Source organism: Bacillus sp. THAF10 (genome assembly GCF_009363695.1).
Lineage (GTDB): Bacteria > Bacillota > Bacilli > Bacillales > Bacillaceae_I > Sutcliffiella_A.
On sequence record NZ_CP045403.1, the window covers coordinates 542,434 to 556,242 of the forward strand.

Sequence of the window (13,809 nt, forward strand, 5' to 3'; positions counted from 1 at the left end):
ACTAGTGTAAAACTAATGTTTTGAAAATTCTGTAATGTATCTTACAAGAAGCGATTAGAAAGAAGCCTACTTGGAATTAAGTGAAGGGGTAAAAAAAGAACGAGTATGAAGAGAAGCTCTTCATACTCGGCTATTATAGGGAAGTACTATTTTAAATTCTTCCTAATGTACTGAACAATTTTTCTCAGCTCCGTTGCGGACGGTCGACCAAATGGACTCGTTTGTCTTTGTTGATACAATAGTTTTCCGTTTTCATCCACTAAGAAATAGGCAGGTTCACCGTGTGTCCCGTGATCTTCATAGGGAGCATCGTCTCCATGATAAAAAACATCGTATGCTTTTAATGCCTCAAGGCTTTCATCTGAAAGAACCGGGAAACTAAGCGAATGTTCTTCAGACATGTCCTTCAATGCCTCGACGTTGTCTGTGGCTATCGTGATGATATGAACATTTTTTTCCTGAAAGAACCCAACACTTTCTTGTAAATCCTTCAGGTCCTGAACACATACTGGGCACCAGGCACCTCTAAAGAATATCAGTAGATGCCAGCTTTCATGGCTCTTCCTATGATCTTCAAAATTAAACATTTCACCATTTGTCGTCGGTAAGGAAAAAGTCGGTACGGAATCGTTTAATTTAAGGCTTGTCATTAGAAAATCCTCCTATTCGTTCTTTATTAGTGTACACCCCTATTATATTTCCTTTAGTAATAGAATTCATGTAATATGGCTTACACAAATATGCTTGTGCACTAATAAAAACAAATCAGGATATTGGACTTATATGATACAATCCTTCTCTACTATGTCTATTAAGGCTTTTAACTGACTTACACTCGTTTCTAACGTTAATGAATAGTAGCGCATGGTTCCCTTTTGTTCTATTTGTACTAGGTGATTGTCTCTTAATATTTTTAAATGGTGAGAAATTGCAGGTCGAGAAAGCGTCGACGAGTTGGCAATTTCATTCACACTAAGGCTTTCATGCTCTGCCAAAAGTAAGATGATATCTTGTCTGGCTGGATCACTTAGTGTTGTAAACAATGGGATACAGGAACGAAAAACATCTATAGCTCTTTGTGTCATAATCAGACCTCATTTATGCATATTGTCTAGTTCTCTTTCATCACAAGTTTAGCAACATTGGCTGCCGTGCGTCTAGGTAAAAATTTTGCTGCCAAAGCACCAACTTTATTTAATCCTCCAGTTATTACCACTCGTTTTCCTTGCATTAAGGCTTGATACCCTTGTTTCGCAACTACATCTGATGACATAGCATTGCTAAACATTTTTGTGTTCTCTACCTTTGCAATAGAGCTAAAGTTTGTTTTAGTTGCACCAGGACAGAGAGTTGTCACCGTAATGGAATGTTCTTTTAATTCTTCTGCTAATGCTTCTGAGAAGGATAGAACAAAGGCTTTTGTTGCATAATAAACGGCCATGTTCGGACCAGGTTGAAAGGCTGCGGTACTTGCAACATTTAGGATTTTTCCTGACTTACTCTTCTTCAAATCTGGCAGCAAACGATAGGTTAGTTCCGTTAAGGAGGAAACATTAAGCTGAATCATATTTAATTGCTGCTCAATACTAAGATCTTCAAAGGACCCTAATAGACCAAAGCCAGCATTATTTACTAATACATCCACTGTAATAAATTGATTATTTATTTCAGTCATAATTTCGTTAATGGCATTAGGCTCACTTAAGTCCTTTGAAATAACGGTAACATTAATGTGCGGATACTTCGTTTTTATTTCTTGAAGCTTTTCTTCATTACGTGCAATGACAACTAGGTTATATCCATCATTGGCAAATAATTTAACAAATTCATACCCTAATCCACTTGATGCCCCTGTTATTAAAGCTGTTTTCGTCATAAAAATTACCTTCCTTTATGTTAGAATGATTAAACGTTTAAGTATTTAAACATATAATACATAATAAAATTAGCTACTGTCAATTATTTTTTCCTTTTTTAGATTTCACTTTAAGAATGATGTAAACTGCCAACGGAATCACCAGTCCGAATAAAAGGGTATAGGAGAGAACAACCTTTTCAATAAACATGACAAAAAAGGCGACGTTTGGATAAATAGTGACAGAAAAGTATAAAACAACGATGCTTAAAGGGTGAATGAGAAGATTTTGCCCTTTTAACCCTATTAATTCCCTTAAACCAATAGCTGTCGAGTGAAAGCAGATGATGACCTTGTAGAACAAGCTGATCACCCAAACCGCTGCAGCTACAACCTCTAGTCTCTGTAGAAAGTTTGCGATATTAATTTTCTTTGAAAGTAAGTAGGTTGGGTACTCTACCTGTGAGGAGAAATGAGGACCCAAAACCAAAATGACCAAGAAAGTGATAATAATTAGGATGGAGCCGCCGGTCAACCCACCTAACAAAAAAGCTTTTTTAATTTTTTCTTTTTTTGTGACATGAGGCGCAATCACGAAAAAGATGAAAAGCTCTAAAAAAGGGACAGTCAAGATGGACAAGGAACCATTTATTGTAGACTTCACTCCTTCACCGAAAATTGGCTCAAGGTTTGCGATGTCCCCTTGAGGAATGAGTGCTACTACCATAAAGATAATCATAATCAAGAAGGTTGGAAGAACAACCTGAGCAGAGCGAGCAATGGTCTCAATTCCCTGTCTTGCTCCATATACAATTGGAAACAAAAATAAAAGGTGTAAATAGATTTTTGGTGTTTCTACCATTATCTGGGTGGTAAGAAAGTCACCTAGATTACTTAATACTTCGCAGGTTAGCAAAAAGATGAAGAAGAAATAACATACCGATACAACCTTCCCGAGGATTTTCCCGAACGCTTTTTCCATGAGCTTGTATAGATTTGTGTCTGGTGAGAGCTTTATAATCTTCAAATATAACCAAATGACTAGAAGTCCTAAGCCTAATCCAAGGGTACCCGCAATCCAGCCATCCTGTTTAGAAACGGCTATTAAAGGTCTTGGAATCAGTAAAATGGAACTGCCAACCGTAAAGAACATAACAAGAATACCAAATTGATTGGGTGCGATTTTTTGAATATGCTTCTCCATGCCGTCCCACCTTATTTAAATAGTGACATAATCATTTCTGTTAATGGTTTAAAAAGATAGACGATAACATTCAGAGGGTTTGGAACGTCTTCCATTAACATTTCCGCCAAAAACAGGGAAAGACCAATAACAATTAATGATAGATACGCGATCATTAATTTTTTTTCCTTTTTCAAAGACATATAATCTGCCATCACCATGATGCCGGAAACCAACAATATTAGCAAAAAATCTAGCAAGCTCTACTCATCCTTTTCCTTAACAGAATGGTCCAGTGATCCTGTATTATGTAGTTTTGCTGTTACTTTTACGGTGTAGGGAATGGTAGGAAAGATTTCGTACCATTGATCTTTGTGCTTCTTCCAATAACCGTTTTCTTTTCGGTGAATCGTATTACCAAATCCAAACACATCTGATTTAACTTCTTCTTGCGAAACCTTGATAGCATCTTTTATCATGGTTTCTATTTTGCTGGAAAGAGCATCTTCTATTTGTTTAAATATCTTCATATCAACAGGATTCTCCTCACATTCCACATCTACAATATTGCCTTTTACTTCCACCTCAATTTCAATCTTCGGGGTATCGTTTTTTATGCTGGCAGACATATTTGCTTTGGTTGTGATGATCTCTACTGTCTGATTTCCGCTATTAGGATTCGGACACGGCAGTACTTCTGATGTGCTCTTAATATTTCCTTTAGCATAATTTAGTCCCTTGCTTTGGTCCTTATCAAACCATCCTACTAGCTTATCGTACTTAAGTAATGCTAAGGTTCCTACCTGAACATAAGTCTCAGGTGCAGAAGCTTCCACATTGGACACCAATTTCCCATTGTTTACATCACCGATAACTTTTATTTCCGTCAGGGCAAGATCCATTCCTTCTGTATTTAATTCTTCCAAAAGCTCATCGAATTTGAGGACAGAAATGTTACCTAGATGCTTGGATGTTGAAAGGAGCATGGAATGGATGGACAAGGCAGGAATAGGCTCTAAAACCGTCAATATGCTTAATACATCATTGGCGGTATTTTCCTTGCTCACTAATAAAAAGAAGTCTGATCTAAAATCATGATCCCTCATAAGTGGATCGAGGGACTTCTGAATGCCTTCCTCCACTAATTTTTCATTCAACACGACAAGCTGGACATGCCCAAAATATACTTTACGAGGATTTATTTCCGTCAGATTCCTCCAGGCCTCAAAAAGCGTTTCGCCTTGTGATCGAACGGTGCGAACCATACTTCCTGCTCCCCCTTTTTTGGTGGCTTGGGAGGACATGGTCGGATTGATCAGCTGTGCTGTGAACGAATAGCCATTCTCTGTTTTATCAATACCTAATGCAATGGCGATGACTAATTGATTGATTTCACGCCTGTTCCAGCACCCTGTCATCATGAATAAGCAAATAATGAGGATCATGGCCCTTTTAACATGCTTCATAAAATCACGTTCCTTTACCACTCAATTCTTTTGAAACTTACCCTTAGAATTCTGTCTGGTCAGATTGTGCTGATGAAAGATATTCGGTCTTCCTGTCAACCATCGCAATGGTAAATGAAAAATGGTATCCCGCTGAGCTTCTTTGTTAAAGGGACCAAGGGGCGCCATATATGGAACACCAAACGAACGAAGGCTGCACAGATGAAGCACCAGTAAAAATAATCCAACCGTAACACCATACAGGCCAAAGGTTGCGGCAAGAATCATGAATCCAAATCGTAAACCCCTAACCGCAATGGCAAGATTATATGCAGGAAAAACGAAGGTGGAAATGGCCGTAATGGAAACAACAATGACCATTGCAGGAGTAACAAATCCAGCTTCTACCGCAGCTTGGCCAATTACTAAAGCCCCAACAATGGAAATCGCCTGCCCCACCGCTTTAGGCATCCGGATTCCCGCTTCACGAAGAATTTCAAAGGTTACCTCCATGATTAAAGCCTCCACAAAAGCCGGAAAAGGAACCCCTTCCCTTTGAGCCGCAAGCGTAACCATTAAAGGAGTAGGAATCAATTCAATATGAAAGGTCTGGATCGCAACAAAAAAAGAAGGACTCAATAATGCGAAAAAGAAGGCTATAAATCTTAATATTCTCATCAAACCAAAATCAGATCGTTGGTAATAATCCTCGGCTGCTTGGAGAAATTGAAAAAAGACAACCGGTAACAAAAGCACAAATGGTGTACCGTCAATAAGGATGGCCACTCTTCCTTCCAATAATCCAGCAGCTATTACATCGGGCCTTTCTGAGTTAAACATCGTAGGAAAAGGGCTTAAGGTATCATCCTGAATGAGTTCCTCAATATAGGAGCTTTCTAGAATCCCATCAATATCAATTTCTTCCAACCTAGAACGGACCTCATCGACAATGTCTTCATTGGCAATCCCTTTGATGTACATAATGTTTACTTCTGTTTTGGTATACCTACCAATCTCCTTTGATTCCATCCGTAAGTTGACATCTTTGATTTTTTTCCTAATTAATACGGTGTTCGTTTGAATATCTTCCGTGAATCCTTCCATCGGACCACGAACCACACTTTGGGTTTTCGGCTCTGTTACATCCCTTTTAGAGGGATCCTTTGTTTTCGCAATAATCGTTCTAGCATAACCATCCACGAGAATAACGGTATTTCCTGTAAGAATAGAAGAAACAATATCTTTATATTGATCTGTATAGTTAACAGATCCAATCGTCATGCACGAATCGCCTAAACTGGTAATCAAATCTAACGGGGGCTCCTGTTCTTTATAGCCCTTAAACCATTCCAGCATAGACTTGATGACACTTTCCTGGATGTTCTGTATTCCAGCCATCCCCTCCATATACACAATGGCGAGCTTATAATTCGAATGGGGGTGAAGGGTTCTAAAGACGAGGTCCGAGCTTTCACCGAATATGTTTTTCAAATACGTGATATTACTTTCTAGTTCTCTTTGAACAAGATCCTGCGAGACAGAGCTAACATTTTCCTCCGTTTTGACTTGTTCCTGTTTTGGCCTGGATTTTTTCTTTTTAGGAATAATTTTAATCGGTGACAATATTTCACCCCCATCGACCTGCTTTGTATTTAATGTTTACAAATTTTAGTTGATTATGCAGGAGGGGATTTTTGTTCTCTTTTCTAAAAGAATGTTGCTTTTTCCAATCTTTAAGTGAAGACAGATGATTAAAACTACCTCCGGGAAAAGAACGCATAGCGACAACGTCTAGATAAAAAATAGAATGTCCGTTCTTAAAAAAACTTGCATTTCTATTTTTAATCCCTTATAGTTAACTACATGGTTAACTATTATAAACGAAACCTTGATCAAGTATTTTCCGTTCTATCAGATCCAACCAGAAGGAGCATCATTCAAGAGTTGTCTAAGGGTGAGAAGACCGTTAAAAAGCTAGCAGAGCCTTTTGACATGTCTTTGCCTGCGTTTTCAAAGCATATGAAGGTGTTAGAAAATGCGGAGTTAGTTTCTTTTAGAAAGGTAGGAAGGTACAAATATTATTATCTTCACCCACAAGCTTTTCATGAGGCAACAAAATGGCTTAATGATCTTGAGTCCTTCTGGAAAAGTCAGCTGACAAGCTTAGAGAAATATCTATTAAAAGAAGAAAAAGGAGGAAACAACGATGATCACAATGAATAGCGTGCAAGATTTTACCCTACAGTTAAACCACACGTTCCCTGTTAAAAAGGAAAGAGTATTTCATGCTTGGACAAAACCTGAAGAGTTGAAGAACTGGTGGGGCCCAGATGGATTTACGACTACGATTGATGAAATGAATGTGGAAGTAAACGGAGCGTACAGGTTAAACATGCATTCCCCGGATGGTCAAACACATGTCTTAACAGGTCAATATTTAGAGGTCGTTCCACATGATAAATTAGTCTTTACTTGGAAGTGGGAAAACGGAGAGCAAGAGTTTCCTGCAACAAAGGTTACTATTGATTTCTTGGAGAAAGATGATGCTACCGAAATAGTGGTGACACATGCAAACCTTCCGAGTGAAGAAGCAGCTCAGCAGCATAATTTTGGTTGGACAAGTTCATTAGAAGAAAGCTTGAAAAAATATCTAGGATAAAAATAAGAGGGAAAAGGGAGAGAATGAACATGAACGAAAAAATGATTCTGGATCAAATGGAATTTGCGCGTAACATCGTATTAAAACATGCTCAGGAGATGACAGAAAAAAATGCAGATGTTGTTCCTGATGGCTTCTCAAATTCTTTGCGCTGGCAGCTTGGTCACATTTACGCAGCAGTAGAGGGCATTGCATTTCATTACTCAAACGAAACCATGAATCTTCCAGAAGGATACGGAGATTTATTTAATAGTGGAACACGTCCATCAGAGTGGAAGGTCACACCTCCATCACTTGATGAAATTCAATCTTTATTAGCCGAACAAATTGGTCGAGTAAGAGAAACATTTACCGGCCGTCTGGATGAGAAAATTGCGAACCCAGTACCAATTGGCCCATTAAAGCTAGAAACAATAGGAGAATTGCTTTCCTTTGCAGCATTCCACGAAAGTGAACATATTGGAATAATCAAATCATTGAAAAATGCAGTGAAAGAGGCATAATCGAAGTTTTTAATAGAAAGGAGGCGAGTTTCGTGCCAAACCATTTTCATAGAAAATTAACTCTACCTGTAATCGCTGAAAAAGTATATGATGCCGTTGCAACAGAAGAAGGCGTACGGGATTGGTGGACAGTCTTTACTAAGCTTGAGAATGAGGTCGGAGGATTGGCCGAATTTCGTTTTCCGAAAGCAGGCTTCTATGTTAAAGCAGAAATCACCGAGCTTGTCCCAAACAAATTAGTGGAATGGAAGATCATTGACTCGCTGCATCCCGAGAGCAGTGGATTCCAAAACTTACGTGACTGGGAAGGAACCACCATTCGCTTTGACATACAACCCCTATCAGAAAAAGAAACCGTGTTACAGTTTACCCATATCGGACTAAATGAAGAGCTAGAATGCTTTGAAGCCTGCCAACGAGGCTGGACTTCCTACTTATCAAGTTTGGAAAGCCTTGTTGTGACTGGGCAGGGTTCCCCTTACAAAGAAGAAAATATGTAAAATGCGACAACACCTTTCTGAATGAGATGGAAGGGTGTTTTTTTTGATGTGTTGGATGAAAACGAGAAGAGGAAACGCAGGGTGGTTGTCGAGAAAAAGGGGGAATCGTGCTACCAAGCAACGTTCTAAATCATAAAAGGATATAAAAGAAAAAGATCGAATATCTCTATGAGGTGGAAAAACGGAACCTATCAAGAAAGTTACAGAAGAATTGGAACCGTAGAGTTCATTGAATTAGGAAAATAAGGTGATAAAAAATGCAAATTAAGCATGTGGACATTGATTTAAATATAGGAGAAACACCATACTTTCAGGTTGATAATAGTCGGAGAGCTCGCTTTCTATTATCTAGTTTGGAAGATAACCATGGACTATTAAAGAGGATTTTTTCAGAAGTTTTTAAGGGTGATAGTAGCGTGGATTGTACCTTTCTTTCAGCTTACGAAACAAATGGAGTGATACAAAGGGAGAATTTACGCGGGGTAGGTTGAATGAAGATCTAGAGTGCTTTGCTATTTATACAACCGTAACTAATTTACCCACATTTAGCTTGTACATGTATATCGTTGCACTTAGCAAGGGAACTGGCTAACCTTCATTTGTTTTTATCTTGCCTACCTTGAGCTAAATTTCTCCCTCTGAATATAGTTTATGAATTTAGTGTGTTACTTTGAAATTTTATTACTAGCATGCTGGCTTGAATTCTCATTAATTATGTTCGAAACGTATATAAAGCCATAAATTGATAACCCGGTGAGAACCCAACTGAATATTTGCCGAAGTACTAAACCTTTGTCAAAGGATTCTATTCCGTAAGTAGATATCAACCACCATTTTATTGATGCTAGTAGTATATCTCTGAAAGCGAAAACGAAAGTGATGAGTTTAAATATGTTCAAAATTCTTTTTTGGTAGAAAATCTCTTTCATTTTTATACGATTCTGCCCCTGTAATTCAACAAAATCTAAGGCGAAGTATAGTGCAATAGGTTTGTTTAAGAAAATGGTAAATAAAAAGAGTATTCCTAGAAAATATGAATAATAAATATTATTCCAAAGTAAATTGATAGCAGAACCTGAGAGGACATCGATTAAGGTGCCTAGAAACAGGTTACTAATTATAAAAATCCCAAATAGATTAATCTTTTTTAAGAGAATAAACCTAATTAAACTGTATATGATTCCAGGTATTGATGAAATCAACATCGCATAGTAATCGCCTAAAAAATCTCTACTAACATTCCAAATTACAATTGGGAAAATCAGATAAAAAATTACATCTCCCAATACAATATTTTTATTTTTAATGGTAACACCCCACAGTTCCTCTCTTCCAAATTAAGTTTCTAGTTGAATCGTTTCGTTTTGTAATAATGTTCAATACAAACCATTAAACCAAAAAATTTCATATAACTTTTCACTTCAAAAATCTCTGTTTATATAATACCATAAAAAGTAAATTATTCCTTATCGTATTGAAAAGCAACAATCTCTACGAAAAGAGCCTTATAAAAACACGTACCTTTTATATTTAAATTCAGATGTACTTGATATCGTCTCTAGTGAAGCTAGGATTGAAGAGTTAAAAAGTGATTTTAGTGTGTATTATGATAGATTATTTGAGGATTGAATAACCCACCCCACTCAACTCAAGCACCACTTGATATACATATCTTAAGAAAAATTTTACAATAAACCTATCAAAAGCAAAGAGGTGATGGAAGTGTTTAATATGAAGAATATTGGAGTCAAGATTGCAGGCTGGCGCAAGGCCAAGAAGTTGACGCAGATGAATTTGGCGGATCAGCTTGGGGTTAGCTATCAGGCGGTTAGTAATTGGGAACGTGGCGAGACGATGCCAGATATCGCGAAGCTACCGGAGCTTGCGAACATTCTAGAGATAAGTATTGATGAACTGCTCAACCATGAAAAGGGAAGTGCGCTGATTCAGCAGATTATCAACGGCGAACAAACGGAAATCGTAGCTACAGTAGAGGAGTTTACCAACGTTGCTCCACTATTGGATCCTGATAAAGCAGATGAAGTTTTCAAAGGACTGCCAGAGAATATGACCAGCCATGACTTAGCGGCATTTGCCCCTTTTATCAGCCAGGAAGTACTTAATGAATGTGCGAGGGAAAAGTTTGAGCAAGAAGGCACCAAAGCAATGGTTCCTATCGCTCCATTTATCAGTGGAGAAATCATTGACGAATGTGCCGCGAAATCTCTTGAAAAAAACGGCCTCAAATCCATCACCTCGATTGCACCTTTTGTGAGTAAGGACATGCTTGCTAGCCTGGCCGAAAAGGAATATGAGCGCGAAGGAGTAGAAGGAATAACTGCGATTGCTCCATTTCTAAAAAAAGACCTTCTCCACTCACTTGCCAGAAAGAGCTTTGAAAAGGATGGAATTAAATCTATCGTTGCGCTTTGTCCTTTTATTGAAAAAGAAGTACTAAACGAGCTTGCAACAAAAGCTATAACAGAAAAAGGATTTAAAGAAATTATGCCGGTGCTGCCTTTTCTAGGTCAGGATTTGCTGAGTGGATATGTGAAGGAGAGCATGAAGGTTTAAAGGGAATAACACAGTAAAAAGGAAAATTGTGAAAATACAGGAAGAAAAAGACCGAAATCTGATTGATTAGGTAATGAAAACCTCAGCTACACAAAAAAGGACCAAAAAATGGTCCTTTTTTATTGTGATAACCTACTGACTTATCACTCGTTTATATTTTTTATGACTGCCATTTCTTTACCGAATCTATCACCATGATCAATAAATCCCAAACTTGAGTATAAATGATGTGCTCCCAAATTTTCAGGATGATAACCTACCACAATTTTTTTCGCATAGGGTAGTTTCTCCATCTCCGAAATCATTAACTTAGTTGCAACTTTGCCGATACCTTGGCCTTGGAATTCCTTATCAACCATTATTCTATATACCCAATACCCATCAAGTTCTTCTTGAACAGTATTGTACATTAAAAAGCCTACTACTTTTTCTTCAGCATAAATTGCATATGGTTTTAATGTAGGCTCAAACTTTGACTGAGCTATTGATATAGCATTGGACTCCATGAATTCTTGTTGTTCTGTTGATACTTCTAATTTACAACAGTCATACCAATTTTCTGCATTTAACTCTACAATTTTCACATTTTCTATACTCATACTTTCCCCTTTCAAAAGTCGGGGAGCCACTAAACAACGGTGTTAATTAGTTTGTATCCCCTTGTAATCATTAATAAGAAAACTTTTATTTATCATAATGATCGCCTCCTCTAATACAACTATTGTCTAAAAATTATATCAATTAACTTTTTCATTATACTATTTTTTCTTATAAAATCCCTATTTTTATTTCCTTATTGAATGAACCAGATAAGATTAATTGTTGAGTAGAATATAACGGCAAAAAAAAGTGCTATAACCTTTACGATTAAGCACTCCAATTTTTCCACAAACTCATTTCTTCACAGCTCTTGTAGCATAAAACGTTGGAATATTGTGCTCGTGAAGCTTGCCTGCGCCGTTCGTATCTTGAAAAATATCAGTGAGCATGAAGCCAGCCTGTAATTGCCCACCAATCTGTTCTTCAATGGAGTGGGAAAATTGAATGCCCCAGTCATTTTTCATACAAACCTCATACAGCTCCTTGTCCTTTAATGGGTTAAAAGGAAGCTTATTGGTTACCGTGGTTTCGTCTTCATCAAAAATATAATTTACTCCATTATCGAGCCCAGCTAAAAGGATTCCGCCTTTTTTCAGCACCCGGTAGCATTCTTTCCAAATTGGAAGCACATCCTCCACATAGCAATTGGAAACAGGGTGAAAAATTAAATCGAAGGATTCATCCTCAAAAGGCAGTGGTTTCGTCATATCGGCTCTAACCGTTTCAATCTCGTAATTTTCTCTTTTTGCGATTTCTTTCTCACTTGCCAATTGCTTTTCCGAATAATCTAAAACAGTGCATTTTGCACCTAACGCAGAAAAGATGGGCATTTGCTGGCCGCCGCCAGAAGCTAAACCAAGAATTTCAGCATTCTTCATGTCACAAAACCATTCTTTAGGTACTGGTTTTGTAGGAGTTAATAACACAAACCACTCCCCATTCTTTGCCTTTTGGAAAACCTCTGAGCTGATTGGTTGCCCCCATTCCCAGCCTTCCTCCACCCATTTATCAATGGTAGTGGAATTTAATTCTGTATAGTTCTTTTCCATGTCCATGTCCCCCTTATTCATTCGCGACCTTCATAGATCTTGCGATTGTTAGCATCTCTTTTTTGGAAATCCTAGTACTATTCATTTCAATAAAAGTCCCGTCCTGTGTCCATCGCAATAATCCCCCTGTAATAATTTCGCCTTTGTCATCTCTTTCTCCTGTGTTACCCCATGAAATAAACAAACCTATATGGTCATTAATGGCAACTTCCTCTGCATTCGCATATAGATGGTCCTCTTTGTGAGTAGTGCTTTTCTTTTGTTCAATACCTACCTTGAAAATAGTGTCGCTCTTATCCATAAAGTGTAATCGGAAATGAGTAAAATTCGTGTCAGCTTCCCAGGGGTATGTCTTAATTTCTAATGTCCAATCATCAGGTATGTCTTCAGGTACCAAAACATGAAAATCAACCTTCTGCTTAACTTCTGAAACCGTAATACTATCATGGTTATACGTTATTTGAGCTGTAAATGGCATGGATAAAATCAGAACTAAAAAAATGATCTTGAAAAACAATACTCCACAACCTCCCTATAAATATATACAGGTAGCTTTTCCAATTGGGTAAAAGTTAAGCTGAGGGGTGGGAACGGTTCTCTTAGTCCATCCTCAAGATTGCCATCCCACCAAAAGGTATTGTATCATTTTACTGTCGGAAAATTTAAATATTTGAAGGCGTTGTTATTTAGGGGGTAGATATCATGTTGAATAAAAATTGTTTGGACGTGAAAATGCGAAAAGGAATACGTTTGAAAAATAGAGCGGTATCCTAAATGGGAAAGGGGAAAAACATTTGAATCAAGCATTGTTAATCATTGATGCGCAGCAAGAGTTAATCGAGGGGAACCAAGAGGAAAGTGCCGTTTTTAACAAAGAACAGCTGATAAATAATATCAATATCGTGATAGAAGAAGCGAAAAAAGGGGATATTCCGATTATCTTTGTTAGGGATTTAGATGTTGCGGAAGGTGAAGGTAGAGGATTTCAGGTTCACGAAGGAATTAATGTCCCCATCGACAGTGTATTTTTCAATAAAAAAGCAACAAACTCGTTTCATGGAACAGGACTACTAAATCACCTAAACTCACAAAAAATAGAGCATGTGGTGATAATGGGCTGTATAACGCAGCATTGTATCGATAGTGCTGTGAGAACAGCGACCATTAGTGGTTTTGATGTTACCCTAGTTGCGGACGGACATTCCACAACGGATGGAGATGCCTTAAGTGCAGAGCAAATCATCAAGCATCACAACGAAACGCTACATGGTCACTATAATGTGGAGCATTTTTCTGTTGTACGAAAATCAAACGAAAATCTATTCCAGCCAACTCATGATTCCTACAGATAGAATGAAAGCTTCCTACTTTTTTGATAAAGTAGGAAGCTTTTTTGTGAGCTTGGTAGAATAAAATCACTAACTATTCCGAGAGAGCTTTT

Annotated in this window: 18 protein-coding genes; 7 read left to right on the forward strand and 11 right to left on the reverse strand. The window is 37.8% G+C overall.

The features are described from left to right. Window positions 1-146: 146 nt before the first annotated feature. The 7 genes from FIU87_RS03010 to FIU87_RS03040 all read right to left on the reverse strand — a co-directional run bounded on the left by FIU87_RS03010 (window position 147) and on the right by FIU87_RS03040 (window position 6,106). On the reverse strand, window positions 147-650 hold the full coding sequence (locus tag FIU87_RS03010; RefSeq protein WP_152443218.1) for a peroxiredoxin family protein: 504 nt from the start codon (window positions 648-650) through the stop codon (window positions 147-149). 129 nt (window positions 651-779) lie between these two features. Beyond that, window positions 780-1,085 carry an ArsR/SmtB family transcription factor gene (locus tag FIU87_RS03015; protein ID WP_152443219.1) on the reverse strand — a complete coding sequence of 102 codons (306 nt, stop codon included), beginning with the start codon at window positions 1,083-1,085 and terminating at the stop codon, window positions 780-782. A 26-nt stretch (window positions 1,086-1,111) separates the two neighbouring features. Continuing rightward, window positions 1,112-1,876: an SDR family NAD(P)-dependent oxidoreductase gene (locus tag FIU87_RS03020; protein WP_152443220.1), complete on the reverse strand. Its 765-nt coding sequence runs from the start codon at window positions 1,874-1,876 to the stop codon at window positions 1,112-1,114. A gap of 79 nt (window positions 1,877-1,955) precedes the next feature. Further along, window positions 1,956-3,059, reverse strand: a complete 1,104-nt coding sequence (locus tag FIU87_RS03025) for a GerAB/ArcD/ProY family transporter (RefSeq protein WP_152443221.1) — start codon at window positions 3,057-3,059, stop codon at window positions 1,956-1,958. Between the two features lie 11 nt (window positions 3,060-3,070). Continuing rightward, on the reverse strand, window positions 3,071-3,298 hold the full coding sequence (locus tag FIU87_RS03030) for a hypothetical protein (protein ID WP_152443222.1): 228 nt from the start codon (window positions 3,296-3,298) through the stop codon (window positions 3,071-3,073). A gap of 3 nt (window positions 3,299-3,301) precedes the next feature. Beyond that, window positions 3,302-4,504: a Ger(x)C family spore germination protein gene (locus tag FIU87_RS03035; protein ID WP_152443223.1), complete on the reverse strand. Its 1,203-nt coding sequence runs from the start codon at window positions 4,502-4,504 to the stop codon at window positions 3,302-3,304. Between the two features lie 21 nt (window positions 4,505-4,525). After that, window positions 4,526-6,106, reverse strand: coding sequence for a spore germination protein (locus FIU87_RS03040; protein ID WP_253905497.1), 1,581 nt, complete (start codon window positions 6,104-6,106; stop codon window positions 4,526-4,528). 240 nt (window positions 6,107-6,346) lie between these two features. Between FIU87_RS03040 and FIU87_RS03045 the strand changes: the two genes are divergently transcribed. The 5 genes from FIU87_RS03045 (at window position 6,347) to FIU87_RS03065 (ending at window position 8,636) form a co-directional block, all read left to right on the forward strand. Next, complete coding sequence (locus FIU87_RS03045) at window positions 6,347-6,706, forward strand: ArsR/SmtB family transcription factor (protein WP_152443224.1); 360 nt, start codon at window positions 6,347-6,349, stop codon at window positions 6,704-6,706. Then, window positions 6,690-7,142, forward strand: a complete 453-nt coding sequence (locus FIU87_RS03050) for an SRPBCC family protein (RefSeq protein WP_152443225.1) — start codon at window positions 6,690-6,692, stop codon at window positions 7,140-7,142. The genes FIU87_RS03045 and FIU87_RS03050 overlap by 17 nt, the downstream gene beginning before the upstream one ends. A gap of 29 nt (window positions 7,143-7,171) precedes the next feature. After that, a complete protein-coding gene (locus tag FIU87_RS03055) occupies window positions 7,172-7,645 on the forward strand; it encodes a DinB family protein (protein ID WP_172970928.1) in 474 nt (157 codons plus the stop codon). A 32-nt stretch (window positions 7,646-7,677) separates the two neighbouring features. After that, window positions 7,678-8,145 carry an SRPBCC family protein gene (locus FIU87_RS03060; RefSeq protein ID WP_172970929.1) on the forward strand — a complete coding sequence of 156 codons (468 nt, stop codon included), beginning with the start codon at window positions 7,678-7,680 and terminating at the stop codon, window positions 8,143-8,145. 257 nt (window positions 8,146-8,402) lie between these two features. Continuing rightward, window positions 8,403-8,636: a hypothetical protein gene (locus FIU87_RS03065; protein WP_152443228.1), complete on the forward strand. Its 234-nt coding sequence runs from the start codon at window positions 8,403-8,405 to the stop codon at window positions 8,634-8,636. A 174-nt stretch (window positions 8,637-8,810) separates the two neighbouring features. Here the strand turns inward: FIU87_RS03065 and FIU87_RS21510 are convergent, their stop codons facing one another. Next, window positions 8,811-9,431, reverse strand: a complete 621-nt coding sequence (locus tag FIU87_RS21510; RefSeq protein WP_301538650.1) for a VC0807 family protein — start codon at window positions 9,429-9,431, stop codon at window positions 8,811-8,813. Between the two features lie 445 nt (window positions 9,432-9,876). Between FIU87_RS21510 and FIU87_RS03075 the strand changes: the two genes are divergently transcribed. Then, entirely contained in the window at window positions 9,877-10,719 is an 843-nt protein-coding gene (locus tag FIU87_RS03075; protein WP_253905565.1) for a helix-turn-helix domain-containing protein, read from the forward strand. 143 nt (window positions 10,720-10,862) lie between these two features. On the opposite strand, the gene FIU87_RS03080 is transcribed toward FIU87_RS03075, so the two are convergent. From FIU87_RS03080 to FIU87_RS03090, 3 genes are all read right to left on the reverse strand, one after another. Further along, complete coding sequence (locus FIU87_RS03080) at window positions 10,863-11,318, reverse strand: GNAT family N-acetyltransferase (RefSeq protein ID WP_152443230.1); 456 nt, start codon at window positions 11,316-11,318, stop codon at window positions 10,863-10,865. A gap of 294 nt (window positions 11,319-11,612) precedes the next feature. Next, window positions 11,613-12,368, reverse strand: a complete 756-nt coding sequence (locus tag FIU87_RS03085; RefSeq protein ID WP_152443231.1) for a class I SAM-dependent methyltransferase — start codon at window positions 12,366-12,368, stop codon at window positions 11,613-11,615. 13 nt (window positions 12,369-12,381) lie between these two features. Next, window positions 12,382-12,885: a DUF4367 domain-containing protein gene (locus FIU87_RS03090; RefSeq protein WP_253905498.1), complete on the reverse strand. Its 504-nt coding sequence runs from the start codon at window positions 12,883-12,885 to the stop codon at window positions 12,382-12,384. A 277-nt stretch (window positions 12,886-13,162) separates the two neighbouring features. Here FIU87_RS03090 and FIU87_RS03095 point away from each other — a divergent pair, with 277 nt between their 5' ends. Continuing rightward, window positions 13,163-13,720 (forward strand): cysteine hydrolase family protein, encoded by a 558-nt coding sequence (locus FIU87_RS03095; RefSeq protein ID WP_152443232.1) that lies wholly within the window; start codon window positions 13,163-13,165, stop codon window positions 13,718-13,720. The last annotated feature ends 89 nt before the right edge of the window (window positions 13,721-13,809 follow it).

Bases quoted from the DNA above. Each gene is read 5' to 3' on its own strand.
- FIU87_RS03050 (WP_152443225.1), top strand. From the start codon at position 6,690: ATGATCACAATGAATAGCGTGCAAGATTTTACCCTACAGTTAAACCAC.
- FIU87_RS03045 (WP_152443224.1), top strand. From the start codon at position 6,347: ATGGTTAACTATTATAAACGAAACCTTGATCAAGTATTTTCCGTTCTA.
- FIU87_RS03065 (WP_152443228.1), top strand. From the start codon at position 8,403: ATGCAAATTAAGCATGTGGACATTGATTTAAATATAGGAGAAACACCA.
- FIU87_RS03010 (WP_152443218.1), bottom strand. From the start codon at position 650: ATGACAAGCCTTAAATTAAACGATTCCGTACCGACTTTTTCCTTACCG.
- FIU87_RS03075 (WP_253905565.1), top strand. From the start codon at position 9,877: ATGAAGAATATTGGAGTCAAGATTGCAGGCTGGCGCAAGGCCAAGAAG.
- FIU87_RS03035 (WP_152443223.1), bottom strand. From the start codon at position 4,504: ATGAAGCATGTTAAAAGGGCCATGATCCTCATTATTTGCTTATTCATG.
- FIU87_RS03085 (WP_152443231.1), bottom strand. From the start codon at position 12,368: ATGGAAAAGAACTATACAGAATTAAATTCCACTACCATTGATAAATGG.
- FIU87_RS03055 (WP_172970928.1), top strand. From the start codon at position 7,172: ATGAACGAAAAAATGATTCTGGATCAAATGGAATTTGCGCGTAACATC.
- FIU87_RS03020 (WP_152443220.1), bottom strand. From the start codon at position 1,876: ATGACGAAAACAGCTTTAATAACAGGGGCATCAAGTGGATTAGGGTAT.
- FIU87_RS03080 (WP_152443230.1), bottom strand. From the start codon at position 11,318: ATGAGTATAGAAAATGTGAAAATTGTAGAGTTAAATGCAGAAAATTGG.
- FIU87_RS03025 (WP_152443221.1), bottom strand. From the start codon at position 3,059: ATGGAGAAGCATATTCAAAAAATCGCACCCAATCAATTTGGTATTCTT.
- FIU87_RS03015 (WP_152443219.1), bottom strand. From the start codon at position 1,085: ATGACACAAAGAGCTATAGATGTTTTTCGTTCCTGTATCCCATTGTTT.